Genomic DNA, 26,205 nt, shown 5'->3' on the forward strand with positions numbered 1-26,205 from the left:
TGACAGGTATCACTGGCTCTCGGGTTGGAGTCGTCATGCCTCGTCTGCGCCGGTTCGCCGGTCCCGCCGTTCTCGTCCTCGCCGCGTCGCTGGCCGCCGGGCTCAGCGTCGATCGCGCGCAGCCCGCCTCGGCCGGCCAGACCACGCTCGGTGGCGCCGATCCCAGCGTCATCAAGGTGAACGGCCTGTACGTCTCGGCGAAGTCGGCCGACGGCGGCATCGTGGTCCGGTCCGCGTCCACGTTGGAGGGTGTCGCCACCGCGCCCAAGAAGAAGGTGTGGTCGGACACCGGCAACCTCGGCGAGGTGTGGGCGCCCGAGATCGTGCACCACGAGGGGAAGTACCGGATCTACTTCTCGGCCGGGCGCAGCTCGGCGCACCGGATGTACCACATCAGCTCGACGCTGCCGGACTCCGGCTACGGCGCGGCGACCAAGGTGGCGCTGCCCGCCGACCAGTGGGCGATCGACGGCGCGCCGTTCACGTTCCAGGGCCAGCGCTGGTTCGTCTGGTCCGGGTGGTCGGGCACCGTCAACAACGAGCAGAACCTCTACATCGCCAGGATGACCAGCGGCACGACGACCACCGGCGGCCGGTTCATCATCTCGCAGCCGCGGGAGCCGTGGGAACGTACGGTGGGAAATCCGTTCATCAACGAGGCGCCGCAGCCGGTGCTCGACCCGAACGGGCAGCTGCACATCGTGTATTCGGCGAACGGCAGTTGGAGCAGCAAGTACTGCCTGGCCGACCTGCGGTTGCGAGCGGGCGGCGACCCGGCGAACGTGTGGGACTGGTACAAGAGCAACGGCTGCCTGTTCGGTTCGTACGCGCCGAACATGATGTCCGGCTGGGACGCGACGCTCAAGGTGGACGGGCCGGGGCAGAACACGTTTGTGCTCGACCACGGCAACATCGCGACCAGCCCGCCGTCGGGCAACCGGTTCCCGACCATGTACCACGCCGTCCCCAAGGGCACGCCCTACTCGTGGTCGGCGCGCTACTGGTACACCGGCACCGCGGTGTGGTGGGGCAACACCACCTACCGCCGCGCGAACGTGCCCGGGGCGACGACGAATACGGGTTACAGCCTCAAGTTCTTCGAGTAGCGCTCAGCGCACCGGGGCGCGCTGCGTCGTGATGATGCGACGGCCGATTCGCCAGCGGCCGTCGTGGCGGCGCAGCGTGTCGACGTGGTTCACGCTCTCGAGCCGGCCGTCCGCCATGATCACGAGGCCCTTCGACCGCGCGGTGACCTGACCGTCCGTGTCCTCTTCGAGCATCACGTTGGTCAGGTGGTGGGCGAGCGGATTGCGGGCGCCGAGCCGGATCACGGCCGTACGGATGGCCTCGATCCCCTCGAAGGCACCCAGCCCGGCGTCGCGGAGGTCGTAGACGACCTCGGGCGTGAAGATCTCGTCGAGCCGATCCAGGTGCCCGCCGTCGATGACGTGCCCGGCCCGGGCCAGGGTCTCGCCGATCTCCCAGCGATCGTCGTTGTTCATGATGGTCCGCCTTCCGATGATGTCGCGTCGTGACATCACCATAGCGTGATGTCGCGGCGTGACACCAGGGGTGGCGGCGGGATAGGCTGCGGCCATGCCCCGGTGGGAATCAGGCAGCGCCGAGCGGCTGACCCGCATCGCGATGGAGCTCTTCGCCGAGAAGGGCTTCGAAGAGACGAGCGTCGTCGAGATCGCGAAACGTGCGCGGGTCACGACCCGGACGTTCTTCCGCTACTTCCCCGACAAGCGCGAGGTGCTGTTCGCCGAGTCGGACGGGCTGCGCGCGGCGCTCGTCGAGCGGATCCGCCAGGCGCCCGACGACGAACCGCTGGCTGTCGTTCTGGGGGCGCTGGCCGGGTTCGACTGGGACACTCTCGGCCGCGAGGCCCAGCGGCAGCGGCATGCGGTGATCGCCGCCAACCCGGAACTGCTGGAGCGCGACCTGAGCAAGCAGAACGACATCGCGGTGGCGTTCACCGACGCTCTGCAGCAGCGCGGAGTCGATGCGGCGGTGGCGCGACTGACGTCCCGCGTCGGCCTGCAGGTGTTCGGTGTGGCGTACGAGCGGTGGCTGTCTGCCGGGGACGCGGATCTGGCGGGCATCGTCGCCGAGACGATGGCGCTGCTCAGTCGAACAGCGTCGGCGCGGGCGGGCTGACCGTCGGCGCACGTTTGCCGAGCAGGGCGAACTTGTCCTCGGTGGAGGCGTCGGGCACGGGCAGGCCGTGGTTGCGGAGGGCCTGGTTGACCCGGGCGCGGACCAGGTCACGATAGGGGCGGGGCGTCTCGGAACCGTGGGCGTAGAGATCCCCGTACGGGGAAAGCAGTTCCGGATGCTGTCGGCGCAGCCAGGTGAGGAAGAGCTCCTTGACGCCGCGCATCAGGTAGAGCGACGTGGGCAGGACAGCGCCGGCGCCCGCCTCGGCCAGGGTGCCGATCAGCTCGTCGAGATGCTCGGCGCTGTCGGTCAGCTCGGGCAGGATCGGCGCCACGAACACGGTGGGGGCGAACCCGGCGTCGCGCATCGCCCGCAGGGTGTCCAGGCGCGCGGCGGTGGAGGGTGTGCCCGGTTCGAGCGACTGCCGCAGCTCTTCGTCGAGGAAGGCGATCGACAGTCCGAGCTCGACGTTGACCCGCCGGGACGCGGCCGCCAGCAGCTCGAGGTCACGCCGGATCACCGTGCCCTTGGTGAGGATCGAGAACGGGATGCCCGCCCCGGTCACCGCCTCGAGGATCGGCGGCATCAGCCGGTACCGCCCCTCGGCCCGCTGGTAGGGGTCGGTGTTGGTGCCGAAGGCGATCCGCTCGGGCAGCACCCGCTTGGTGGCCAGCTCGCGCCGCAGCACGTCCGGCATGTTGACCTTGACGACGATCTGCTCGTCGAAGTCGGCGCCGATGCCGAACCCGAGATGCTCGTGGGTGGGCCGGGCGAAACAGTAGGCGCAGGCGTGGGTGCAGCCCCGGTACGGGTTCATCGTCCACTCCCCCGGCAGCATGCGACTGGTCGGCGGGACGTGGTTGAGGGCGCTCTTGGTGAGCACCTCGTGGAACGTCACGCCTTCGAACTCGGGGGTCCGCACCGTGCGCACCAGGTTGCCGAGCCGGGCCAGGCCGGGCAGGGTGCCCGGCTCCACGGCGTCGATGCGCTGGCCGGCCCAGCGCATGTCGCTGAGGTGGCGCTGGTGCCGGAACTCGGCCTCCGTCATCGCGAGCCCCCATTTAGAAGACGACTGACATCTAAAGGTACGGCGGCCACCGACGAGATCCTGGCCGCGGCCCGGCAACGGCTCGGTTAGATCAGCGGCTGTGGCGCCTTGGCCTTCAGCTTGGCCAGGCCCGTCGAGGAGAGGTGGCTGACCTGATAGGCGGTGGCCAGCCCGTCCGGCGAGACACCCCACAGGTCCGGTACGCCGTCGGCGTTGAAATCGGTCAGCCGCAGCGTCGTGTCCAAAGCACCGGTCAGGAAGTCTGCCGCCAGGTGGTACTGCGTGAAAGCCAGCTGCCCGTCCACATAGGTGACGCCGGTCCACAGGTAGAGTGCGCCGGTCGCCGGGTTCCACAGGCTGATCGCCGTGCCGGTGGGCAGCAGCTTGGACGAGAGCTTCCAGTTCTGCCAGTCGGTGCCGCCGTCGGGGGTATGCACCCCGGTGTCGACGGGATAGTCGTACGCGCCGAAGACCGCGTCGTACGAGACGTAGTAACTCAGGCGACCCCCGACCACACCCATCAGGTCGGGGATGGTGAGCTCGACACCCCGGCTCTCGTACGCGTTGACCAGCTGGATCGGCGCGTTGCCGTCGATGTCGTCGAAGTGCTGGATCAGCGAGAGTTCACCCTTGGCCAGCCGGCCCGGATTGTCCTGGTCGGCCCGGCCGAGCCCGCGGAACCCGGAAGCGTTGCCGTTGACCGGGTCGTAGAGCAGATAGTCCTCGAACGGACCGCCGCTGAACTTGCCGGTGATGACCTGCTGCCCGGTGTACGAGCCGATGACCTTGGGCCCGAGGTCGGCCGCCGGGACCCGGACCTTGCCGCCGGTGCCCTTGCCGTCGGCCTCGAGCAGCTTGTCGGCGAGCACCACGGCCAGGTCGGGACGGTCGTCGCCGTTGAGATCCTGATCGGCGTACGGCGCGGGCGTATCGGCGGTGAAGACGATGTCGGCGTCGTCGCTGAAGGTGCCGTCGGCGTTCTTCGCATAGACCCGCAGGGACGTGGCGAAACTGACCGCCAGGATCTTGGCCGTCGCCGTGCCGTTGGTCGCGGGTACGGTCCCGAGCAGTGTCCCGCCGTTGAGCATCCAGCGATATTCGACGGGCTGGCTGCCGCTGGGCGCGGTGAACTTGAACTTGGCCGTCTGCCCCACGACCGGCGCGGCCGTGAGCTGGGTGATGGTCGGGGCGGCGGACGCGGCGACAGCCGGCGACGCGACGACGGCGGGACCGAGCAGCAGAGCCGCGGCCGGAATGCTCCATCTGAGCACAGACTTCATGAATATCCCCGTGTGAGCAGTGATCGACGGCTCACGATAGCGGGCCGGGTCGCCACGATCGCAGCAATTCCGAGCAGCCCGCTCAGACCGACCACCACGGCGGGCGCCAGACCGGCCTGGACAGCGGCGCCGGCGGCCAGGAAGGCGAGTCCCTGCCCGGCCAGCAGGCCCGACGACGCGACGCCCATCGCGCGGCCGCGGAATTCGGGGGCCACCCGTCGTACGAAAATAGCGTTGAGCGGAACGATGAACGAGGCGCCCGCACCGGCGAGCATCAGCAGGATCAGCAGCACGGGCAGGCCGGGATCGGCGAGGGCGGGAACCAGGGCCACCGTGGACAGCAGTGCGGCCGGCATCAGCGACCGATCGCGAATCAGGCGGGTCAGCACGATCGTGCCCACCATGAATCCGGTCGCGGGCGCGGCCAGCAGCAGACCCGCCTGCACCGGCCCTCCGCCGAGAGAGGCCGCGTACGGATAGGCGATCGCCTCCGGCGCGAACGAGAAGGCGCTCGCCACCCACACCAGCGCCAGGCAGCGGCGCAACCACGGGTCGGCCCACAGGTAGCGGATGCCGTCGCGGGACTCGGCCAGCAGTCCGGTGGAGCGAGCCGCCGCCGGACGATGCCCGACCCCGGCCGCGATCAGCGCCGCCGACGCCACGAACGTCGCGGCGTTGGCCAGCAGCGACCACACCGGTCCGATCGTCGCCACCACGATGCCGCCGCCGACGAAGCCGAGCAGCTGGCTGAGCTGGCTGGTGACGTTGCTGAGGCCGTTGCCGGTGATGTAGGCCTCGCCGGGCAGCACCTCGGGCATGATCGCCGCGCGGGCGGCCACGAACGGCGGCGAGAACAGATGCGCCACGTAGAGCAGCAGGATCGCGGTCCACAAGGGAACCACGGGCACGAGCGCGATCAACGCGGCCCGGGCGACGTCGCAGCTGATCATCACCGTGCGGCGGGGCAGGCGATCGGCGTACGGGGAAAGAATCGGACCCCCGACGATGCCGGGCAACCAGGCGCTGGCGTAGGCGACGGCCGACCACAGCGCCGAGTTCGTGCGGTCGAACACCAGGACGGCCACGGCCACCGCCGCCACCTGGTCGCCGAGGTAGGAGAGGGCCTGTCCGGCGTACAGGAAACGGAATTCCCGGTAGGAGAAAAGCTCACGGTAGGTGGTCGGCGGCGCCGCCCGACGTCCCGGGCGACGCCGCTGACGGTCTGCTAGCCCCACGTCGCGCCGGTCATGACGGACTCCCTTCGCCGAGTTCAGGTCGGGAAGGAGGATCGCTCAGGAACCCTGCGGAATTCCTGCGGAGAGCCGGCTGCGCACGTCGGCCGCGTTGGCGTGACCCAGGTCGTCGTAGATGCCGAGCGCCTCGCGCCACACCTCCGCCGCCGACGAGGAGCGCCCGCACGCACGATGGGTGTCGCCGAGGTGGACCAGCGTGTCGGCCACCCAGTAGCGGTCGCCGATCTCGCGGTAGAGCCGCAGCGCCGTCTCGTAGCATTCGACGGCCACGTCATACTCCCCCAGGCCGTGCCGGATGAAGCCGAGGCTGTCCCACACGGCGGCACGGTTGTCGGCCTCGCCGCTGTCCTCGTAGAGCGCCAGCGCCCGCTCGCAGAACTCGAGCGCCCCGGCGAAATCGCCCAGCTGCGCGCGATAGAAGCCGATCGTGTTGAGGGTGTTGGCCGTGGCGTAGCCGGAGACGGCCAGGGCCTGTTCAGCGTGGGCGAGCGCGTCCCGCATCCGGCCCTGGCGCTCGCACAGGATCGCCATCTCGTGCAGGACGCCGGACTGCCCGTCCCGGTCACCGGCCCGCTCGTGATGCCCGAGCGCGTGCCGGTAGTGCTCGTCGGCCTCGGCCGCCCGTTCGAGCAGGGTCCAGGCCCGGGCCAGCCGGGTGTGCGCATAGGCACGGGCCCGGGTGTCGCGCACCGTGGACAGTGCCCGTTCCCAGACGGTGACCAGGTCGTGCCACGGTCCTTGCCGATAGAGGAAGGTGTCCAGGGTCCAGGCCAGTTGCCACGGCCGGTCTCCGTCGGTGCGGGCGGACCACGCGAGCAGCACGGCCCGTTCCGCCGCGAACCAGCGCATGGCCGCCTCCTGGTCCTGGGAGAAGCCACGCTCGATGGGCAGGATCGGCGCCGGCCGGGTCGGTGCCAGCAGCATCGCCCCGGCCGCCGCGGTGCCGAGATAGTGCTCGAATAGCCGGGCCTCCGCTCCCGGTTCGGGTTCCAGGCTTTCCGCGTACGCCCGCATCAGGTCGTGCAGCAGGTAACGGCCCGGCGTGTGCTCGGTGATCAGGCTGGCCCGGACGAGTTCGGGCAGCGCCTCGCCGGCCTCCACCGCGGCGGCCGTGAAGTCGGGGCCCGGATGCGTGCCGAGCAACCGGAACAGGCGGGCCGCGGCCGGGCCGAGCGCCTCGTAGGACCAGGAGAACACCGCCCGCACATCGGTGTCCGGGGTGTCGCCGACCGGCGTGGTCCCGCCGGCCAGGCGGTCGGCCAGCGTCGCCAGACCGAGCTCGGGTTGCATGGCCGCGTGGGCGGCGGCCAGCGTGAGCGCCAGCGGCAGCCGGGCACACAACTCGATGACGGCGTCGCCGGCCGCGGGATCGGTGGCGATCCGCTCGGGGCCGAGCCGCCGGTGCAGCAGCTCGCGGGCCTCGCCGGGGCTGAGCACGTCCAGTTGCAGCGGCCGGGCGCCGTCGGCCGCGACCAGACCGGTGAGCTGGTTGCGGCTGGTCACCACGGTCATGCAGGAACCGGCGCCGGGCAGCAGCGGCCGCACCTGGTCGCTGTCGCGGGCGTTGTCCAGCACCAGCACGAGCCGCTTGCCCGCGAGCCGGCTGCGCAGCAGGGCCGATTGCGCGCCGGCCTCGGCCGGAATGCGTGGCGCCGGAACGCCGAGCGCGCCGAGGAAGCCGCGCACCGCCTCGCCCGGGTCCATCGGCCCGCCCGGCCCGAACCCGCGCAGGTCGACGTAGAGCCGGCCGTCCGGGAAGCGCTCGGCCGCGCGATGCGCCCAGTGCACGGCCAGGGCGGTCTTGCCGACCCCGGCCGAACCGCCGACGACCGCGAGCGACGGCACCTGGTCGAGGAACTTCAGCGCCTCGGCCCGGCCCGCGAAACCGGCCACGTCGGCCGGGAGCTGAGCCGGGACCGGGTCGCCGGCCGCGGTGCCGCTCAGGATCACGGCGTGCGCGGCCCGGGTGGCCTGGGCCGGGTCGGCGCCCAGCTCGTCGGCGAGCCGCCGGCGCAACGCGTCGAACTGGCCGAGCGCGTCGGCGGTGCGGCCGATCGCGTGCAGCGCCCGCATCAGCGCGACCGCGAGCGGTTCGACCAGCGGGTGTTCCCGTACGAGAACACCCAGGGGCCCGACCACAGCGGCCGGGTCGCCCGATTCCAGCTCGGCGTCGGCCCAGGCCACCACGGCCAGCAGGCGTTCGGTGTCCCAGGTGGAGCGCATCGCGGCCACCCAGTCCCCGGCGAGCCCGGCGAGCGGTTCCCCATGCCACAGCCGTACGGCCTCACGCAGCACCCCGACGTCGCCCTGCGCGCCCGCCACGAGCACCCGGAACCGGAGCAGGTCGACCCGATCCGCGGGCAGGTCGAGCAGATAGCCGCCGGAGCGCCGGATCAGCGGATCGCCCCCACCCTGGCGCAGCGCGGCACGCACCCGGGTGAGATGCGACTGCAGGGTGTGCCGGGCCCGGGCCGGCGGCTGCTCGCCCCACACCCGGTCGATCAGCGTCTCGGCCGTGACGACCCGGCCCGCCTCACACGCGAGGGCGGCCAGGACGGCCCGCTGGCGCGGCTCGCCGATCGACAGCCGTCGTTCGCCGGCCCAGACTTCCACCGGTCCCAGCAGACGCACATCGAGCACCCGGCAACGATCCCATACCGGCCCTATGCCTCGGGCGCACGGGCGACGGCACCGACCGTTGTCCCCAGGTGGGCGGCCTCGGCGGCCAGTTCCTGTTCGGACACGGCGCCCGCCTCCGGGAAGAGGGTCACCGCGATGCCGTCGTCGCCGGACTCCCAGACGCCGGCCACCTTGCCGTCGTGGACGACCACGGGCGCGATCCAGCCGCCGGCCTTGCTGATCAGGGGGCGCCGGCCGGGCGGGACGATCTCCTCGTTGCCGGTGCCGGGGCCCAGCACGAACTGGTCGAACGCGGGCAGCAGCCGGACGCCCGGCATCGGCTCGGCGTTCGCGAGGTCGTCGAGATCTTCCGTTCGCGCGTACGCCTTCCTGCCGTCCACGGTCACCTCGGCGAGCCCGGCCGCGGCGAACCATTTCTTCAGCATCGCCTTCCTGGACGCGCCCCGGATCAGCCACTGGTCGAAGATGTCCATCGTGGCCGGACCGTACGCGCCCAGATAGGCGGGGATGACCCGTGCCGCCGCCTCGTCGGGCTCGGGCAGCCCGGTCCAGCCGTCGATCCACGTGGCCGGGCTGGTGTAGGTGACCCGGGTGCCGTCGCTGGGCCCGTTGCACAGGACGCCCTGCCAGGCCAGCGGTTTGAGCACCGTCCCCCAGCCCGACCCGAGCAGCTCGGTCAGCGAGTCGTCCCGGGTGCGCTCGAGGATCCGGGCCGCCAGCTCCTCGCGGGTGAGCACGGTGTCGTGCAGGATCTCGCGGGCCGCGCCGGCGATCTCGTTGACCTGATCGACCGTGGCGAACGTCTTCTGCCAGACGCCCTTCTCCCACGTGCGGGCGGCGGCCAGCAGGCTCAGGTAGTCGGCCGCCGCGCCCGCCGGCAGCAGGTGCAGCGTGCCCCGCATGGCCCACACCTTGACCAGCGTGCGGCTCTCGAGGGCCCGGGCCGCCACGCCGACGGCGGGTGACGCCATGCGGACGGCGATCGCCTGTTCGGCCGCCGACGCGACCTGGGCCTGTACCCCGCACAATCGCTCGACGATCTGCTCGGCCGAGACCCCGGACGGGCGGTCGAGGTATTGCCGCCGCAGACGCCATGACCGGACCTGGTTCAGCGAGAGTTCCACCCGGCCAGGGTAGTCAGCGGGCGACCGCGATCGTCTGGAAGGCGCCCCAGCCGCCCTCTTTCAGGAGGGGGCCGCTCTCACTGCGGACGGCGGTGTGGGCTCCGGTCATCTCGAACAGTCCCGAGTCGCCGGCCGGGGTCAGCTTCCAGGCCTGGCCGGCGTCGCCCGGGCGGCACGGCTGCATGCGCAGGACGACTTCGCGCACGTCGGTCAGGCACGTCGGGCCTCCCGCCGCGGCCACCTTGGGTGTGGCAACGATCTGGACCTGGTTCGCGGTGGCCTCGGTGCGCTTGCGGACCCGGGCCGGCTTGATCGTCATCCGGGTCGACTCGGTGACCGCGGTGCCGGTGAAGTCCACCGATCCGTCCGGGTGCGAACGCAAGTGGTGATCACCGCCCGCGTCGGCGGTCAGGATGATGACAACCGGGACGCCGAGGTCGATCGCGAAGTTCTTCAGCATGGAGACGTCGGCGTCGACGAGCGCGGCCCCGGTGGCCGACGGCGTCGGCGTCGGCTTGGTCGACGCCGGCGGAGCGGGCACCGGCAGTTCGCCGCGGTCGACCAGGGTGAACTTCTCGGCGAACTGGGGCTCGCCGACCTCGTTGACGTCCGAGCGTCTGGCGTCGGCGTCCCACCGCAGGAAGCCGTAGTCGTTGCCGACGCTGAAGGCGGGTCGCCCGTCGGTGTCCGTGCCGGTGTCGGACACCGAGAACAGGGTGGCCTTGGTCGGCGTGCAGGGGGCGCCGACCACCGGCGCGAAGTCCGCACCCGGAGTGATCTTGACGCCGAGGCAGATCTCCGGGCCGGCGTAGCCCTCGTTGGTCAGCGACCGGATCATGTAGTCGACGCCGACCGGCTCGAGCACGAACTGCGACCGGGAGCCGGTGCCGTCGGAGACGTCCAGTTCGGCGCCGTTGCCGTCCAGCATGAAGAAGCGGTCGGTCGGGCCGAGCCGCAGCGAGAAACGCCGTTCACCGGCCAGGATCGCGGTGAGCGGGTCGACGGGTTCCTCGGCCACCGGGCCGCTCGACGTGGTCGCGCTGAGCATGTGCCCGCCGACGAGTCCCGCCGTCAGCAGCGCCAGCAGGGCCACCGCGGCCACGGCGACCCGGCGCCGTCGACGTGGCGGAGTTGCCGGAGGCGGCGTCACCGGAGGCGTCGCCCGGACGCTCCGGGTCTGGCTCTCGAGCAGCAGGTCGAGCAGCTCCCGGGCGGTCGGCCGCTCCGACGGGTACTTGGCCAGCGCGCGCTCGACCACACCCCGCAACGCCTCGGGCACACCGGTGATGTCCGGCGGCTGGGTGAGGATGCGTACGGCGGTGACGGTCGGCGACTCGCCCCCGAACGGCGTCCGGCCGGTGGCCGCGTAGGCCACCACCACGCCCCACGCGAAGACGTCGGCCGCCGTGGTCACCTCGGCACCGAACGCGGGGTCGAGCCGCTCCGGCGCCATGTAGGCCACCGTGCCGATCATCTGGTCGGTGCTGGTGTGCCGGCTGGTCGCCTCGAAGGCCCGGGCGATCCCGAAGTCGATCACCTTGATGCCGCCCAGGGCGAACAGCACGTTGCCCGGTTTGAGGTCGCGGTGGATCACGCCGGCGCCGTGGATGGCGGTCAGCGCGGTGGCGATGCCGACCGCCACCGACTGCAGGGCGGCGCCGGTCAGCGGCCCCTGCCGGTCGACCAGCGCGGTGAGCGACGGGCCGTCGACGTACTCGACCACCAGATAGGGCGGATCGTGCTCGGGATCGGCGTCGAGCACCGCGGCGGTCGAGAACGGCGGCACCTGCCGGGCCCGGCTGACCTCACTGCGGAAGCGGCCGCGGAACTCGGGGTCGCCGGCGAACTCGGGCCGGACCACCTTGATCGCGACCAGCGTCTCGTCGGGGGTGCGGGCCAGGAAGACGCTGCCCATCCCGCCCTGACCGAGCCGGCCGACCAGCTCGTAGGAACCGAGCCGGGTGGGGTCGCCGGGACGCAGCGGCATGGTCATCGCGAGCGAGGCTACCGACGCGGCGCGGCGGGGGTCAAACCGCCGGGCGGGTCAGGCCCTGGTCATAGGCGAAGATCACGGCCTGGACCCGGTCGCGGGCCCCGACCTTGGCCAGGACCCGGCCGACGTGGGTCTTGACCGTGGACTCGGAGAGCACCAGCCGCTCGGCGATCTCGCCGTTGGTCCAGCCGCGGCCGATCGCGACCAGGATCTCGCGCTCCCGCTCGGTCAGTGCGGCCAGTCGCGGGTCGGTCGCGGGCCGGTCGGCGGTGTGGGGGCCGTCGCGATGGTGGGCGAACTCGTCGAGCAGGCGGCGGGTCACGGCCGGGGCGATCACCGCGTCTCCGGCGGCGACGGCCCGGATCCCGGCCAGCAGTTCCTCCGGGAAGGCGTCCTTGAGCAGGAACCCGCTGGCGCCGGCCCGCAGCGCGGCGTGCACGTACTCGTCGAGGTCGAACGTGGTGAGCATGAGGATGCGCGAGCGGCCGCCGTCGGCCACGATCCGCCGGGTCGCCGCGATGCCGTCCAGGCCGGGCATCCGGACGTCCATCAGCACCACGTCGGGACGAAGATCGATGGTCTGCCGTACGGCGTCGAGCCCGTTGCCGGCCTCACCGACCACCTCGGTGTCCGGGTTGCTGTCGAGCAGCATCCGGAAGCCGAAGCGCTGCAACGGCTGGTCGTCCACGATGAGCACGGTGATCATGCCGGTACACCCGCCACCTCGAGATCGGCGGTCACCGACCAGCCACCGCCGGCGACCGGGCCGGCCGTGACCGTTCCGCCGTAGAGGGCAGCGCGCTCCCCCATCCCGACCACGCCGTGGCCCTCGCCCGCCGCGGCGACACCCGGTTCGCCCGCGGGTCGCCCGGTGTCCCGCACGGTGATCCGCAGGCGGGCGCCCTCGATCCGCAGGGCCAGGTCTATCCGCGTACGGGGGCCGGCATGCTTGAGGGCGTTGGTCAGCCCCTCCTGCACGATGCGGTAGGCGGCCAGCTGCACCCCGGCGTCCAGCTCGTCGAGCGCCCCGCTGCTGTGGTACTCGACGTGCGGACCGGCGGCGCGGATCTGCCGGCAGAGCGGGTCGAGGTCGGCCACGCCCGGCTGCGGGCTCAGCGCGGGCTCGTCGGCCTGCTCGCGCAGCACCCCGAGCATGCGGCGCAGCTCGGCCAGCGAGGTCCGGCCGGTGTCGCTGATCATCCGGAGCGCCTGCTTGCTGCGTTCCGGGGCGGTGTCGGCCGCGTAGGCGCCCCCGTCGGCCAGCGTGATGATCACCGACAGACTGTGCCCGAGGATGTCGTGCATCTCGCGGGCGACCCGGGTGCGTTCGGTCGCCGCGGCGAGCCGGCTGCGCTGGTCACGTTCGATCTCCAGCTGCTCGGCCCGCTCGCGCAGGGCGGCGAGCTGGGCGCGGCGGATCCGGATCGCGAGGCCCAGCGCGACCGCCGCGGTGCCGAACGAGGCGACGAAGAAGAGCACGTCCCACACCGACACGACGCCGGACAGCCGCACCACGACCACCACGACCGCGACCACCAGGCCGGGCACCGCCCAGGGCAGCCGCCGCGGCCGGCCGTGCAGCACCAGGCTGTAGACGGCGATCAGCACGGCCACATCCGCGCGCAGCATGATCCCGGCCGCCCACTGCGCCACGAAGACGGCCAGCACGACGTAGAGCGTGGTGAGCGGGGCGCGGCGCCGCCACCAGAGCGGCACCAGCAGGGCGGCCTGGAGCAGCAGCGCCGGGACCACGTCGAGCTTGCTGAGGCTGATCGGCCCGTCGCCCGGGCCCTCGCCGTGGACGAGGTCGGGCACCCCGAACGCCAGGAAGGTCACCAGCACCACACCGGTGTTCAGCGCCCACCGGTGCCCGGCGTCCCACTCGCGCATCCGGCGGCCGGCCCGGAACCACCGGTCGGCCATCGGGTGCCCGCTCTCCGTACTGCTCACGGCCCCATCCTCCGCCATGACGAGGGGCGGCACCGCCCTCCACAAGATCAGGCGTCCGCTTTCTTCAGCCGATAGGCGGCGCCGGCCAGCGCGAGCGCCGTCCAGCCCAGCAGAACCAGCAGCCCGGCCCCGGCCGACAGCGAGCCGGTCGAGTGCTGCAGGGCGAAGATCGATTCGCCCGCGTTGCTGGGCAGGTACGGGGTGAGGTCGGCCCGCCACGACTTCGGCAGCAGCGACATCAGCCCGGGCACCAGCAGGAACGCGCCGACCACGGCCGAGATGCCGCCCGCGGTCGAGCGCAGCAGACTGCCCAAGGCGACCCCGATCACGCCGACGAGTCCGAGGTAGACACCGACGCCGAGCAGACCGCGCAACACTCCGGCGTCCGAGAGGCTCATCGCGACCGAGGTGCTGGACAGCACCGCACTGCTGACCACGAAGGCGAGCAGTGCCCCGGCCGCGCCGGTGACGAAGGCCAGCGCACCGTAGACGGCGGCCTTGGCCCAGAGGACCGGCAGCCGCTTCGGCACGGCGGCCAGGGTCGACCGGATCATCCCGGTCGTGTACTCCCCTGCCGCGGTCAGCACGCCCAGCACACCGAAGGCGATCAGCGAGAACGTCACCCCGAACAACGCCAGGCTGTACGTGGTGGCGCCGGCGAAGTCCGGATCCATCGGCTGTCCCGAGTTCGCGCTCGACCGGTACTGCAGCGCGGCGATCGTGCCCACGACGACCAGGAACAGCAGGCCGAGGCCCAGGGTGATCCAGGTCGACCGCAGCGACCAGAGCTTGGCCCATTCGGAGCGGGCGACCCGTGGCCCGGTGGTCCGGACCGGCCGCACCCGCGTGGCGAGCGTGCTCATGCGGCACCGACCAGGGTGTTCGCGGCGTGGTACTCGACCGAGTCCTTGGTGAGCTCCATGAACGCCTCCTCGAGCGAGACGGTCCGGGCGGTGAGCTCGAACAGTGCGATGCCGTGCCGGGCGGCGGCCAGCCCGATCGCCCGGGCGGGCAGCCCGGTCACGCTCAGCTGCTCCGAGCCGGGCCGCCCGGAGATCTCCACGCCCGGACCGGTGAGCACCCGGCGCAGTCCGGCCGGGTCGTCGGTGGTGACGTCGACGGTGTCCCCGCCGGCCTGCAGCACCAACTCCTGCACGGTGGTGTCGGCCAGCACCCGGCCCCGGCCGACGACGATCAGGTGGTCGGCGACCAGCGCCATCTCACTCATCAGGTGCGACGAGACGAAGACCGTGCGGCCCTCGGCGGCCAGACCGGTGAGCAGGGTGCGGATCCACAGCACGCCCTCCGGGTCGAGCCCGTTGACCGGCTCGTCCAGCATGATCGTCTGGGGGTCGCCGAGCAGCGCCGCGGCGATGCCCAGCCGCTGGCCCATGCCGAGCGAGAAGGCGCCGGCGCGTTTGCGGGCGACCGCCTGCAGACCGGTCATCTCGATCACCTCGGTGACCCGGGCCCGGCCGATGCCGTGGGTGTGCGCGAGCACCATCAGGTGGTCGAACGCGGACCGGCCGGGGTGGATCGAGCGTGCCTCGAGCAGGGCCCCGACCTCGTGCAGCGGGGCGGAGTGCTCGGCGTAGCGGCGGCCGTTCACGGTCACCGTCCCGGCCGTGGGCGCGTCCAACCCGATGATCATCCGCATCGTGGTGGACTTGCCGGCGCCGTTCGGACCCAGGAATCCGGTCACCGCCCCGGGCCGGACCGTGAAGTCCACCCCGTCGACGGCGGTCTTGTCGCCGTACCGCTTGGTCAGCTGTCGTGCCTCGATCATGCTCTTCCCCCTGCTGCGTTGGTGAGGACAACGCTAGGAGCGGGCGAGCGGCGGATCGTCGTACCGCGGATCGATCTTCACCGGCCCGGTGGTACCGCGGTACTACAGGGTTACCCGGTCGGGGTCCGGCCCGCGAACCCCGACCGGGACCGGTCAGCTCAGGGCGAACTTCTGGGCCGCGCTGCCGTTGCAGTCATAGATCTGCAGCCGTACGCCGTTGGCCGTGCTGCCGCTGGGCGAGTCGAGACACCGCCCCGACTGCGGGTTGCGCAGCGAACCGTCGGCCTGCTGCTGCCACACCTGACCGCCGACGCCGTTGCAGTCCCACAGCGAGACCTGGGTGCCGTTGGCCGTGCCGTTGCCGTTGATGTCGAGGCAGCGGCCGAGCGTACGGAGGGATCCGTTGGCGTTGTGGAACCAGTGCTGGTCGACCGCGTACGACTGGCAGTCCCACAGTTGCACCGCGGTGCCGTTGCTGCCGGAGTCGTCGGCCGCCACGTCGACACACTTGCCGCCCGGGCCGAGGGTGGTTCCGCCCCCGTTTACCGCGAACTTCTGGGCGGCCGCGCCGTTGCAGTCCCAGATCTGCAGCCGTACGCCGTTGGCCGTGCTGCCGTTGGGCGAGTCCAGGCATCGGCCCGACTGCGGATTGCGCAACGAGCCGTCGGCCTGCTGCACCCACTTCTGGCCGCCGACCCCGTTGCAGTCCCACAGTTCCAGCTGCGCCCCGCCGGCCGTGCCGTTGCCGACGATGTCGAGACACCTTCCCAGCGTACGGAGGGTGTTGTCGGCGAAGTGCTGCCAGTGCTGATCCGACCCGTACGACTGGCAGTCCCACAACTGCACGCCCGTGCCGTTGACACCGGTGTCGTCGGCGGCGACGTCCATGCACTTGCCGCCGGGCCCGGTCACCGTGCCGCGCGGCCCGTTGGGCACGTTGGTCTGACCCGAGTAGCCGACCGACACGATGTTGGCCTGCACGGCGTTGTCGGCCGCGTCGGTCGGGTAACCGGCGGTCATCACGCCCTCGAAGAAGGTGCCCATGTTGCGGTTGCTGTTGTCACCGCCCGTACCGAGAATGATCGATCCCTCCTGCTTCATCGGGATGTAGCCGCCGCGGTTGGGGAGCGCACCGTTCCACCACGTGGTGAGTCCGCCCGACTGCGAGTTCCCGCCCTTGAGCGCGTACGTCGTCTGGCCGTTGTTCTTCAACAGGGCCGTCACATACGTGCTGTTGTTGCCCAGGTTCGCCGTGTTCGATCCGTTGGCGCCCTGGAACATGCCGTTCTCGAGGTCGGCCTCGACCCACGGCCCCGACCCCGAGCAGGGCGGGAAGTAGCAGGTGGTGGCGATGCTGACCGCGTCCATGTGCCCGTTGCCGGTGTCCGCGACCTGGATCTCGGCGTTGCCGTAGTCGAAGCAGCAGTCCGAGCCGACGTGGGTGCCGCTGGCCACCATGTACATGCCCTCGGGCTGCCCGTTGACGGCCACGCCACTTCCGGCCGTACGCCGGTAGCCGTGCTGGGGCGAGATCCAGATGCCGTACACCTTGGTGCCGCCGGCCCGCACCGCGATCTCGCTGGCGTCGGCCGGATAGTCGGCCGGTCCGGCCGTGCCCGCCGGGGAGACGGTCAGGTCGTTGTGCCGCGACGTCTGGTCGTAGATCTTGGTGATGCCGCAGGTCGTGCCGTTGCAGAACGCGTCGTGGTCGGCGGCGTTGGCGTAGCCGCCGGCGGCGAGCAGCCCGACGTCGTGGGTGGCCCGGTCGGAGGCCCGGGTGAGCTGGTAGAGCGGCCCGTTGTAGGCCCCGAACAGGGCGCGGGTGGTGCTGTGGGCGGCCACGCACGGCGTACCGGCGGAACCGTAGATGTCGCACGGGAGCGGACCGGCGGCGTGGGCGGGCCCGGGGAACCCGAACAGCACGGCGGCCAGGAGGGCGAGGGGGATGAGAACACGTCTGCGCATGCTGCGCTCCTGATGAGAGGACGTTGCCTGAGCGTCTGCGGAGGGCCGGCATCGCAGACATTCAAGGTTGTCGACACCTAGAGCGGAAGTTACGCCTGGCGGTAGAACGCGTCAATAAGCGCGTAATATTGTTTGACTTTGTTCGCTGTTAAGCGTCCGTCCTATTTCCGCACAGCGACCTTGCCGGTGCCGGCCGCGACGGTCACGTCGTACCTGGCCGTGCTTTTCGACCATGCCGCCGGCGTGCGGACCGTGCCCGCCGGAACCCTCCGGCCGTCGACGAGCGGCGAGCCGGCGAGCTTCAGACGCACCGGCGTCGCGGCGGCATCCAGGGTGAGCTCGCCGACCGGACCGGAGACGGTCACCTTGACGGTCCCCTTCGGTCCGGGCAGGAACAGGGCGGCGCGTGCCGTCCCACCGGCCAGTTCCAGCGCGGCCAGACCACCGGCCCGCATGTCCAGGCTCTGGTCGGACGAGCCGGCCGCCAGCCGCACGGTCCAGGCGACCCGCGAGTTGAGCCGCACCTCGACGCCGGCCACACCCGGGATCCCGGTCGGCGCCAGCTCGAGCCGCGGCCCGCGCGGGGTGTCGACCATCCGCGGCGTCAGGCTCGCGTCGTTCGGCGTCACGCTGTAGAGCACGTCGCCGAGGTCGCCGCTCGCGACGTGGACCGCGGCCGCGTCCCCACTGACCTCGAAGGCCAGGGTCTTGTGCGCACCCAGCGGAGCGATGACCGGCGTGACCGAGGGCGTAGGCACCTCGGCGGCCTGCGCGGTCGAGCCTCCGTGGGTGGGCCGGAAGGCCTCGGCCTGCCCGAGCACCACCCCAATGGTCAGCGCGACCAGCACCGCGGTGAACGCCCAGAGCCGCCACGGCCGCCGCTGCACCTGCTCGTAGACCAGCACGGCCCGCGCCTCGACCTTGGCCGGCGGCGCGGTCACGGTGATGATGTGCAGCTTCTGCGTCGGCTCGTCGATGACGGGCGGCGACACGGCCTCGTCCGGCGGCACTTCCGGTCCGGAACGTGAGTGGAGTCGGTCCAGCATGGCGGTACCTCCCGAGCTTGTCCGCCCGGTGATACGGACCACACGGCCAAATCGATCGACAATCTTCTAAGTTCAGTGCGAACCTTTCTCAAAGCGCCCCGGCCAGCACCTCGACCGCCACGGCCATACCGACCGCGCCGCCGAAGCACGCGCCGCCGCCGAGCACCGCCGAGCACCAAGGCGCGGAATCCATTCTCTTCAGGATCAGACCGCAGAGCCCGCTCAGCACACCGAGCAGAGCGTTGACCACGCAGATCATGAGCGGCGCGTGCAGGCCGGCATGGGCGGACGCCAGCCCGAGGACCACCGCGAACGCACTACCGCCGCGGAGAATCGAGCCACCGAGCGGCATGGCGTCCACTCTGGCCAGGATTCCGGTGCCGCCGCCGACGATGACCGCGACGAGCACCACCGCCAGGATGCCCATGATCCGGTTGTCCGCGGTCTGCGCCGCGCTCAGCATTTCCCCACCCACGACGACTCCTCAGCGATGTTCCAGTTGGCTACGTGGGACTCACCTTCCGGGTGTTCCCGAGTTCCCGGCAGGGTGGGAAGCTTTCGGAAACTTGGCGGAAGGCGGGCATTGGGTGTCGGCGGCAACGGGTAGCAACGGCCGGAACGATCGAAGCGCCCAGAGACAGGCCTATGCCGAAGCCCTCCGAGCCCTGGTCAAGAGCTGTCCGGGCACGCAGGCCGAGTTCGCGACCTCGGTCCACATCTCCGCGTCCCACCTGTCATCGATCCTCGCGGGAACCCGGCTGCCCGCCACGGAGCTGGCACAGCTGATCGCCGGAAGATCCGCGGAGCCGGCTCGGCTCCACCGCCTGTACGCCGAGGCTCGCGGGCTCGAGTTCTCGGCCGACGAGATGCCGGCCGTTCTGACCGACCTGCTCCAGAGCATGCAGCAGGTGGGTGACGAACTGCCCTACCTCCTCCAGAACTACCGGCGCCTGTCGCTGTCGACGCTCTACGTCCGGCAGACCGTCAGCTCTCCGGCCGAGACCCAGCGGTCGCGCGAGGAGTCACCCGAGGAGCAGGGGTGGGTGGAGGCGGCGCGACGGGTGTCCACCCTGGCGCAACCTTTCGACGAAGTGTTCGAGGAGAACGATCACCTCGTCATCGAGGGCGGTGCCGGGCTGGGCAAGACGACACTGGCCCGGCGTCTGGTCGTCCGGCTGGCTGACGGGCTGTCGGATCCGGAGAATTCAGCTGCGCAACCGCGGCTGATCCCTCTCCTCCTGCCGGCGAGGGTGCTGGCGCCCCACATCACGAAGCCGTGGAACGCGGCCCTGACGGCTGCCGTCGCCGACGAGTACGGCGCGTTCTCCGACGAGGAACTGCCACCCACTCTGTTCTCCAGTGGCGTACGCGACCACCGCTGGCTGATCGTGATCGACGCTCTCGACGAGATCCCCGACCCCGTCGATCGAGACCAACTGATCACCGCGGTCGCCCGCAGGATGTCAACCACCGGCACGCCGGCCCGTTTCCTGATCACCACACGGCCGCTCGGGCTCGGTGAGACGGCACGGCTGTCGGGTGCCGGCTTCTTCGAGTTGCAGCCCTTTGACAAGGAGTCCCTCAAGCGTTTCGCCCATCACTGGTTTGATTCCAAGGGCGCCGTGGCCGCCGAGCACTTCCTCGAGCAGGTGCGTGCGGCCGGCCTCACCGAGATCCTGGAAGTCCCCCTGCTGGCCGCCATCGCCGCCAACGCCCACGAGTCCGAACCGGAACGGCCACTTCCTAGCAGCCGTTACGCCCTGTACGAGGGCTACATTCAACGCTTCGCTGATTCGAGGTTGAAGCCACACTCGGATGCCCTGCTCGCCCTAAGCGGCGACTCCGAGGTGGCGCAGCGGCTCGGATCGGCGAGCACCAGCCTCTTCGAACACCTCGCGGTCCAGTACCTCGCCGCCGACACCCCGCTGCGGGAGGTCGCTGCGACCTATCTCACCGACCGACAGATCGTCCAAGCACCCCTCCCACCGGCCCGGCACGAGGCTCTGATGGAGTGGCTCACCCAGAGTGGGCTGCTCATCCGCAGCGGACACCGGCTGCGTTTCCTGCATCAGACCTTCGCCGAGCATCTCGCGGCGACTGCCCAAGCCAAGGATCTTCCGGACTCTTTCGATATCGCCCTGCCAGTCTGGAGCGACCTGATCCGTGGCCTGTCGCTGGAGGACGACGCCACGTCCTTGGTCGTCCTCCACTACCTCCACCTGGGCAAGGACTCAGATGGGATCATCCGCACGCTGCTGAGCGGGACGATCGTGCAGCGCTACCGCGCGGGAGACCTCATCGCCCAGGGAGCGCCGTGCCTGGACGAGCGTCTCGACGAATACCTGGCATACCTCACGAAGATGATTGCTACCAGCCCGATCGACCTGGACGACCGGTTACGCAAGCTCGGTGGCCTGCTCGGCCGGCAGTCGGTTCGATCTTGGCTCGTCGGCCTCTTATCCATGGAGCCACCCCTCGATTACGAAAGCAATATCGCCGTGGTGGATCTGCTCCGCGAACATGCGCCTGAGGCGTGGCACATCGGCATCGAGTTGCTGACCGGCTATCTAGACAAGTCTTGTCCGCGCCGTCAACGCCACCTGGCCGCCAGGACGTTGACGAAGTTCGGCGGCGAAACCCGCGGCCGGGCGACCGAAGCCTTGCGGACATTGTCCGGCCCTCGAAACACCAAATTGACCAGGTTCGAGGCAGCCGACGCGCTGGCCAAGCTCGGCACCGCCGAGCATGAGGAGGCGGCACGAGTCCTGGAATCGATTGTGTCCGGCCCTTCCGACCGCCACGGCATGCAGGTGGAAGCGGCGCGGGAACTGGCGAAACTAGGTGGCCTTCATCGAGATCGCGGATTGGTGCTGCTGACCCAAATTGCCGAAAGTCCCATGGCCGCCGATGAACGGGTCGCGGCCGCCGAGAGTCTGGCCGGACTCAGCAGACAGCACCGCGACGCCGCCGTCGCCGCCCTCGTAGATCTTTGTGATCGGCCTGAAGTTCCCAAGCAGTTGCGCGCCGAGGCGCTGGGCGTTCTGTGCTCCATCGATCCTGCTCGGCGAGAGTGGGCAGCGCACGAGCTTGCTCTGTTCGCCGCAAGCCCGGTTCACGGTGACCATGACCGGCAGCGTGCTGCGGTGGCGCTGGGCAAGCTCGGCCGGAGCCATCGGTCCGCCGCGCTGACGATCCTCACCGCCATCTCTTCTGACCCAACCCTCGGCGGCTATGTCCGGAAGACATCCGCCGAAGCAGTGGCCGACCTCGGCCGGTCTCACCGCTCGAAGGCGATTGTCCTTCTGGAAGCTTTGGTAAGAGACGTCACGTTGACAGAATCTAATCGAAGTATGGCCATGCGCGCCCTCATTCGGTTAGGGCCGGAGGCATATCCGGCGGCGACACAGGCAATGCGCGAGATCGTGACCGATCCTGGCGTGTCTCACGGAGAATGGTTGAGCACGGCTCAACTGTTGGCAAACATGGGTGCCGAAGCACGAGACGGAATTCTCGAACTGTGCCATTCGCTGGTCGGTAGCTCCGCCGTCTCTCCCGACAGACAGGCGCACGCAGCCGCGCTACTCGCGACGGTCGACGTCACACTGCTCAACCTGGCCAAAGCGCTCATTTCACAGAGCTGCCGATCGATTTCCGTCAGTCGCGACACTGCAGCCATGGCAGCAGATCTTCTCGACTATTGGGGCGATCACGCGACGGCGACGGCTATTCACGAGCGATGGTGCAACGACGTTGTCGACTTTCATGAGCGGTCCTATTCGGCCTTCAAAGTCGTACACACAGACCACAATCGTCAGGACGTCGGCGTGCGAACGCTGACGTTGCAGGCTTTCGACCCCACCATCGACCTGAGATCACGCTGGGGAGCCATCGATAGGCTGGTCCGCTGCGGGCCGGAAGCGGTGCTGACGATGTCTCGCGCGGCTGCCGCGTCGCTGAGTTCGCCTGTACTCGGCCACTATCCCTTCTGGTCCGACATGCTCGAACTCCCCGAAGCCGGACTAGACGAGGTTCTCGATCTTCTGACCTGGCATCTCGCAGCCGTGGAACACTCTGAGGCCACCGACAGAATCTTCGAAACCCTCGCGGATGCGGGAGCGGACAGACTTGAGGCAGCCCGGCAAATCGTATCGGTCCAGGCCGCGGACAAGAACCTCAACGCCGACCAGCGGCGGGTGGCGGCATCGTTGCTCATGCGTACGGGGACTGAAGGACGCGAATCGGGGAGTGCCTTCCTAAGGGCAATGACGACGGACAGCACGTTGGCGTTTGCCGACCGATGCCTGGCTCTGCGCCAATACATCACATTCTCTGGAAGCACGGGCACGGTTGAGCCGCTCTCCGTCTTGGCTCAGGAGCGACCGGCGACAAGCGATGCGGCGGCGTGCGACCTCGCTGCGATCCAGTTACTACTTGGATCCGATCATCGCTCTCTAGGCATAGCGACCCTCAAGGCCATTGCAGCCGATCACATGCTGCATGCGGCCCATCGACTCCAGGCGCTGACCACTCTGCTCGAAGATGGTGCCGAGAAGTCCGACGACTTGGCCCGGCCGCTGATCGACCTGTCCTCCAGCCCGAGTACACCGCCAGATGTTCGACTGCGCGCATGGGGACAGCTCCGACGACTTGGTGGACCGTCCCGGGCTACGCAGATCAAACTCGTGACCTCGTTCGCGACCGACCCCGCCACCCAGCCATCTATACGGATCGCGGCCGGTCGCGTCCTCGTTGGCAACGGTTCGGAAGCCCTCCGTGAGCTGGGCGACACGTTGAGCCGCCTGTCCGACGACCGCACGGTGGACAGCCTCTTCCGGGTGACGGCGGCTGGGCGGTTGACCAAGCTGGGTCAGCCGTATCGCGCCCAAGCGCTGTCGACCCTGCATGACATCTCGGCCGAGCAGACAGCCGATGGTTGGAGCCGGTACTGGGCGGCCGAGATGCTAAGCCGCTTCGATCTCGAAGGCCGCGCCGACGGTCTTGCCCTGCTCGAGCAACTTGCGCGTGAGGACCTGCCCGATCCGGTGCCCGCCATCCTCGCCCGGGTCGACCTGACCTGCGCCGACGACACCAGGGTCGCGAAGACATCCGCTGACTTGCTCACTCTGGCGGCCGATCGGACGCGGCCGGGCCGGGTGCGCCTCGAAGCCGTAGAGGGTCAGATGAGGATCAGCCCGCACTCCCATGACAGCGCCATTGCCGCCCTGCGGACGATGGCCGACGACTCTGCGTTATGTGGCTGGGAACGTCGGCTGGCGGCCATGCGCTTGACGGTCTTCTCCTGGGAAACTCGGACCCAAGCTACGCAAACACTCACCAGGCTGGCGTCGGACGATTCGGTGGGCTTGTGGGAGCGGATCGATGCGGCCGCCGCAGCAGCCAGGCTCGACGAGAGCCTGACGACGATGCACGCCTTCCTGAGGGACGCCGGCGAGGATCGGAACCTTCCCTCCCACGACCGGCGGCACGCCGCGTCCAGCATGCTGAAAACATCCCGGCTCCTCCACGAGCGGGCCAACGCGATCCTCGCCGACCTCGCCGCCGATGTCGCGGTGGAAGGCGAGCAGCGCCGCTGGGCCGGCGAACTGCTGGCCGGCCCGGGCCGCGAGCGTGTTCTCGGGCTGTCGATCCTCGAGAATCTCACCAGGGACGAGCAGCAGACTCCCGGTACGCGGGTACGGACGTGGCGGACGCTGGATCATTTGAATCGGCGCTACCGGACGGACGCGGTCGCGGCCCTCAACGCCATTCTCGGCGACGCGAAGGCCCCACCGGCGGCAAAACGCGAAGCGGCTCGCTACCTGATGGGACTGCCCGTCGAGTTCCACGACCTCGCCGTCGACGTGTTGTGGAGTCTCGCGAACGACACCGCGACAACCGCTGCCGATCGGGCCCTTGCCGTCGGCACGCTGGCCGTCTCTTGGCAGGCGGACCGCACCAGCGCGGGGGCGCAGCTTGTCGACTGTGCGGCTACCAGCGACGAAGGAATTCGCATGGAGATCGCCACAGTGCTGGTGGATCTCGATCCTCGGCACCGGTGGGAATCTCATAGGCTGCGCTACGACCTCATCACCGGCGCCGACGACCAACGCGTCCGTCTGCAGACAGCTTTGTCCCTGGCCAAGAACCTCGACGGCGTCAACATCATCACCGACCTGCGCCCCGACCGTGACCTACCGATGGCGTCGCTCTGACCGTCCCTCCATGTCGCCGGCGAGCAGAGCCGCCGCGTCACGTTCCCCCGGGCCGGCGCTGTGCCGCAGCGCCCGGACGGTCATCTCGCGCATACCCGTGCGCGACGCCAACCGGCGCAGCGTGTCGATCCAGCCGTCGACGCCGGGGTGGCCGTGCCGTCGGCCGAGCTCGCACTGGGCGTCCAGGATGTAGGCGTCGAGCCACACGTACGGGTCGGCCAGCCGGTTCGACCTCGTACGTGCGTCGGCCAGCATGTCGAAGGCACGGCCGGTCTCCCCCGCAGCCTCGGCGACCAGGGCCAACGAGCGGGCAGCCATCCCCTCCCAGCAGGGATCGCCGATCTGGCAGGCGCGGGCGAAGGCCTGCCCAAGGATGCGGGCCGCGCCGGTCGGGTCGCCCGCGGCCAGGCTGGTCTCGCCCCGCAGGGCTTGCGGCCAGGGTAGGAACGCCAGCCAATGATCACGCTCGGCCACCCGGATCGAGTCGTCGAGGAGCATCGCGGCCCGGGACAGGTCGCCGATGAGTAGGTGCACCCGGCCGACCATCGACAATGCGTATGCCTCGGTGCGGGCGTCGCCGGCCAGGTCGACCGCCCGCTCCAGATGGTCCAGCGCCTGCGGATAGGCGGCCCGGTCGCTCTCGACCGAGCCGAGGTAGGTGAGCACCCGAGCCGTGATAGCGGGCGCGCCGTCCGCGACTTCGAGGGCGTCGGTCAGCCACCGCTCGGCGCGGTCGTATCGGGCGCGCAGGAAGTCGACGTACCCGATCTCGGCTCGGGCCCACGCCGCGGCGGCTCGGTTCCCGACGGCGCTCGCTATCCGGTCGGCCTCGTACAGGGTGGCCAGGCCTTCCTCATCCATCCCACGCAGCGAATGGATCAGCGCCTCGCCGAGCCGGAGCCGGGCCGCGACCCGCCACCGGTCGGACTTGGCGGCATCGGCCAGCCGGACCGCGGTCCGCAGCGACCGCACCCCACTCTCGACCGAACCCGCGGCCACCGCCGCCGCGCCCGACTCGACGATCGCCTCCAGCGAGGCGTCGTCGGTGTCGGGGACGTCGCGTTCCCGGCGAGCCTCCTCGATGGCGATGCCGGGCCGGACGCCCAGCTCCTTCTCGAACAGCTCGGCCACCGCCGCATACTGCCGCTCGGCCGCCCGGTCCTCGCCGGCCAGCCGGTACAGCCGGATCACCAGGGCCTGATGGTTCTCGTCGAGCGGATTCATCGCCGCCGCCCGCAGTGCCAGGTCGCGGGCCGGCCCCAACTCGCCCGCGGCCAGCCGGCCGAGCGCGGCCTCGTGCAGGATCGCCTCGGACGCGGCGGCGATCCGGCGCCGCTCGGAGAGCAGCCACGACTCGAACGCGGGCGCGCCGCGAATCGTGATGCCGTCGAGCAGCTCGGCCCCGAGACCGGGCAGATCGACCGCAGCGGTCCAGGAGCCGCGGCTGAGGACGTCCACGTCGACCACCGCGCCGGCCGGGAGGACCAGCCGGACGGGATCACCGTCGATCTCCACGCCCAGCGCGCGACGGACCTCGGCCAGGCCCCAGCGCAGCGCCCGCATCGGGTCCTCGGCCTCGGCGTAGAGAAGGCCGGCGAGGCTGCTGCGGGCGAGCGGTCGCTCACTGAGGACGAGACAGGCCAGCAGCGCCCACGTCTTGCGGCTGCGGACCTGATAGGTGACGCCGTCGGACCGGTCGACCCACGGGGCGCCCAGCAGGTGCACCGTGAGTCCCACCGGTCCTCCTC

18 protein-coding genes are annotated in these 26,205 nt (G+C 70.4%); 3 read left to right on the forward strand and 15 right to left on the reverse strand.

The genetic code is table 11. From position 1 onward, the window contains the following. Window positions 1-35 precede the first annotated feature (35 nt). Entirely contained in the window at window positions 36-1,106 is a 1,071-nt protein-coding gene (locus KOI35_RS30360; protein ID WP_215792091.1) for a glycoside hydrolase family 43 protein, read from the forward strand. A 3-nt stretch (window positions 1,107-1,109) separates the two neighbouring features. On the opposite strand, the gene KOI35_RS30365 is transcribed toward KOI35_RS30360, so the two are convergent. Further along, on the reverse strand, window positions 1,110-1,502 hold the full coding sequence (locus tag KOI35_RS30365) for a nuclear transport factor 2 family protein (protein ID WP_215792092.1): 393 nt from the start codon (window positions 1,500-1,502) through the stop codon (window positions 1,110-1,112). 94 nt (window positions 1,503-1,596) lie between these two features. On the opposite strand from KOI35_RS30365, the gene KOI35_RS30370 reads away from it, so the two are divergent. After that, a complete protein-coding gene (locus tag KOI35_RS30370; protein ID WP_215792093.1) occupies window positions 1,597-2,160 on the forward strand; it encodes a TetR family transcriptional regulator in 564 nt (187 codons plus the stop codon). On the opposite strand, the gene KOI35_RS30375 is transcribed toward KOI35_RS30370, so the two are convergent. From KOI35_RS30375 to KOI35_RS30435, 13 genes are all read right to left on the reverse strand, one after another. Continuing rightward, window positions 2,129-3,208 (reverse strand): Rv2578c family radical SAM protein, encoded by a 1,080-nt coding sequence (locus KOI35_RS30375; protein ID WP_215792094.1) that lies wholly within the window; start codon window positions 3,206-3,208, stop codon window positions 2,129-2,131. The two genes, KOI35_RS30370 and KOI35_RS30375, sit on opposite strands and share 32 nt — an antisense overlap. Window positions 3,209-3,294: 86 nt before the next feature. After that, a complete protein-coding gene (locus tag KOI35_RS30380) occupies window positions 3,295-4,488 on the reverse strand; it encodes a hypothetical protein (RefSeq protein WP_215792095.1) in 1,194 nt (397 codons plus the stop codon). Then, a complete protein-coding gene (locus KOI35_RS30385; RefSeq protein ID WP_215792096.1) occupies window positions 4,485-5,723 on the reverse strand; it encodes an MFS transporter in 1,239 nt (412 codons plus the stop codon). Before KOI35_RS30385 ends, KOI35_RS30380 begins: the two co-directional genes overlap by 4 nt. Window positions 5,724-5,780: 57 nt before the next feature. After that, window positions 5,781-8,381 (reverse strand): AfsR/SARP family transcriptional regulator, encoded by a 2,601-nt coding sequence (locus KOI35_RS30390; RefSeq protein ID WP_215792097.1) that lies wholly within the window; start codon window positions 8,379-8,381, stop codon window positions 5,781-5,783. A 23-nt stretch (window positions 8,382-8,404) separates the two neighbouring features. After that, window positions 8,405-9,505, reverse strand: a complete 1,101-nt coding sequence (locus KOI35_RS30395; protein WP_215792098.1) for a winged helix DNA-binding domain-containing protein — start codon at window positions 9,503-9,505, stop codon at window positions 8,405-8,407. Between the two features lie 13 nt (window positions 9,506-9,518). Continuing rightward, complete coding sequence (locus KOI35_RS30400; protein ID WP_215792099.1) at window positions 9,519-11,498, reverse strand: serine/threonine-protein kinase; 1,980 nt, start codon at window positions 11,496-11,498, stop codon at window positions 9,519-9,521. Between the two features lie 34 nt (window positions 11,499-11,532). Beyond that, the gene (locus KOI35_RS30405; protein ID WP_215792100.1) at window positions 11,533-12,204 is read right to left on the reverse strand and encodes a response regulator; all 672 of its coding nucleotides are present in this window, start codon (window positions 12,202-12,204) and stop codon (window positions 11,533-11,535) included. Continuing rightward, window positions 12,201-13,448 carry a sensor histidine kinase gene (locus tag KOI35_RS30410; protein WP_308121223.1) on the reverse strand — a complete coding sequence of 416 codons (1,248 nt, stop codon included), beginning with the start codon at window positions 13,446-13,448 and terminating at the stop codon, window positions 12,201-12,203. Before KOI35_RS30410 ends, KOI35_RS30405 begins: the two co-directional genes overlap by 4 nt. A gap of 47 nt (window positions 13,449-13,495) precedes the next feature. Further along, window positions 13,496-14,311, reverse strand: a complete 816-nt coding sequence (locus KOI35_RS30415) for an ABC-2 transporter permease (RefSeq protein ID WP_246614046.1) — start codon at window positions 14,309-14,311, stop codon at window positions 13,496-13,498. Continuing rightward, window positions 14,308-15,234 carry an ABC transporter ATP-binding protein gene (locus tag KOI35_RS30420; protein WP_215792102.1) on the reverse strand — a complete coding sequence of 309 codons (927 nt, stop codon included), beginning with the start codon at window positions 15,232-15,234 and terminating at the stop codon, window positions 14,308-14,310. Before KOI35_RS30420 ends, KOI35_RS30415 begins: the two co-directional genes overlap by 4 nt. 153 nt (window positions 15,235-15,387) lie before the next feature. Further along, window positions 15,388-17,199 carry an arabinofuranosidase catalytic domain-containing protein gene (locus KOI35_RS30425; protein ID WP_215792103.1) on the reverse strand — a complete coding sequence of 604 codons (1,812 nt, stop codon included), beginning with the start codon at window positions 17,197-17,199 and terminating at the stop codon, window positions 15,388-15,390. Window positions 17,200-17,360: 161 nt separating this feature from the next. Next, the gene (locus KOI35_RS30430) at window positions 17,361-18,245 is read right to left on the reverse strand and encodes a hypothetical protein (protein ID WP_215792104.1); all 885 of its coding nucleotides are present in this window, start codon (window positions 18,243-18,245) and stop codon (window positions 17,361-17,363) included. Window positions 18,246-18,333: 88 nt separating this feature from the next. Further along, the gene (locus KOI35_RS30435; RefSeq protein ID WP_215792105.1) at window positions 18,334-18,720 is read right to left on the reverse strand and encodes a hypothetical protein; all 387 of its coding nucleotides are present in this window, start codon (window positions 18,718-18,720) and stop codon (window positions 18,334-18,336) included. 91 nt (window positions 18,721-18,811) lie between these two features. On the opposite strand from KOI35_RS30435, the gene KOI35_RS30440 reads away from it, so the two are divergent. Then, window positions 18,812-24,457, forward strand: a complete 5,646-nt coding sequence (locus KOI35_RS30440; protein ID WP_215792106.1) for an NACHT domain-containing protein — start codon at window positions 18,812-18,814, stop codon at window positions 24,455-24,457. Here the strand turns inward: KOI35_RS30440 and KOI35_RS30445 are convergent. Then, on the reverse strand, window positions 24,437-26,194 hold the full coding sequence (locus KOI35_RS30445; protein ID WP_215792107.1) for an AfsR/SARP family transcriptional regulator: 1,758 nt from the start codon (window positions 26,192-26,194) through the stop codon (window positions 24,437-24,439). The two genes, KOI35_RS30440 and KOI35_RS30445, sit on opposite strands and share 21 nt — an antisense overlap. Between the last annotated feature and the right edge of the window lie 11 nt (window positions 26,195-26,205).

This window comes from Paractinoplanes bogorensis, assembly GCF_018829635.1.
GTDB lineage: Bacteria > Actinomycetota > Actinomycetes > Mycobacteriales > Micromonosporaceae > Actinoplanes > Actinoplanes bogorensis.

Coding starts and splice junctions, on each gene's coding strand:
- KOI35_RS30365 (WP_215792092.1), bottom strand. CDS start 1,502: ATGAACAACGACGATCGCTGGGAGATCGGCGAGACCCTGGCCCGGGCC.
- KOI35_RS30430 (WP_215792104.1), bottom strand. CDS start 18,245: ATGCTGGACCGACTCCACTCACGTTCCGGACCGGAAGTGCCGCCGGAC.
- KOI35_RS30400 (WP_215792099.1), bottom strand. CDS start 11,498: ATGACCATGCCGCTGCGTCCCGGCGACCCCACCCGGCTCGGTTCCTAC.
- KOI35_RS30425 (WP_215792103.1), bottom strand. CDS start 17,199: ATGCGCAGACGTGTTCTCATCCCCCTCGCCCTCCTGGCCGCCGTGCTG.
- KOI35_RS30380 (WP_215792095.1), bottom strand. CDS start 4,488: ATGAAGTCTGTGCTCAGATGGAGCATTCCGGCCGCGGCTCTGCTGCTC.
- KOI35_RS30420 (WP_215792102.1), bottom strand. CDS start 15,234: ATGATCGAGGCACGACAGCTGACCAAGCGGTACGGCGACAAGACCGCC.
- KOI35_RS30405 (WP_215792100.1), bottom strand. CDS start 12,204: ATGATCACCGTGCTCATCGTGGACGACCAGCCGTTGCAGCGCTTCGGC.
- KOI35_RS30375 (WP_215792094.1), bottom strand. CDS start 3,208: ATGACGGAGGCCGAGTTCCGGCACCAGCGCCACCTCAGCGACATGCGC.
- KOI35_RS30370 (WP_215792093.1), top strand. CDS start 1,597: ATGCCCCGGTGGGAATCAGGCAGCGCCGAGCGGCTGACCCGCATCGCG.
- KOI35_RS30415 (WP_246614046.1), bottom strand. CDS start 14,311: ATGAGCACGCTCGCCACGCGGGTGCGGCCGGTCCGGACCACCGGGCCA.
- KOI35_RS30360 (WP_215792091.1), top strand. CDS start 36: ATGCCTCGTCTGCGCCGGTTCGCCGGTCCCGCCGTTCTCGTCCTCGCC.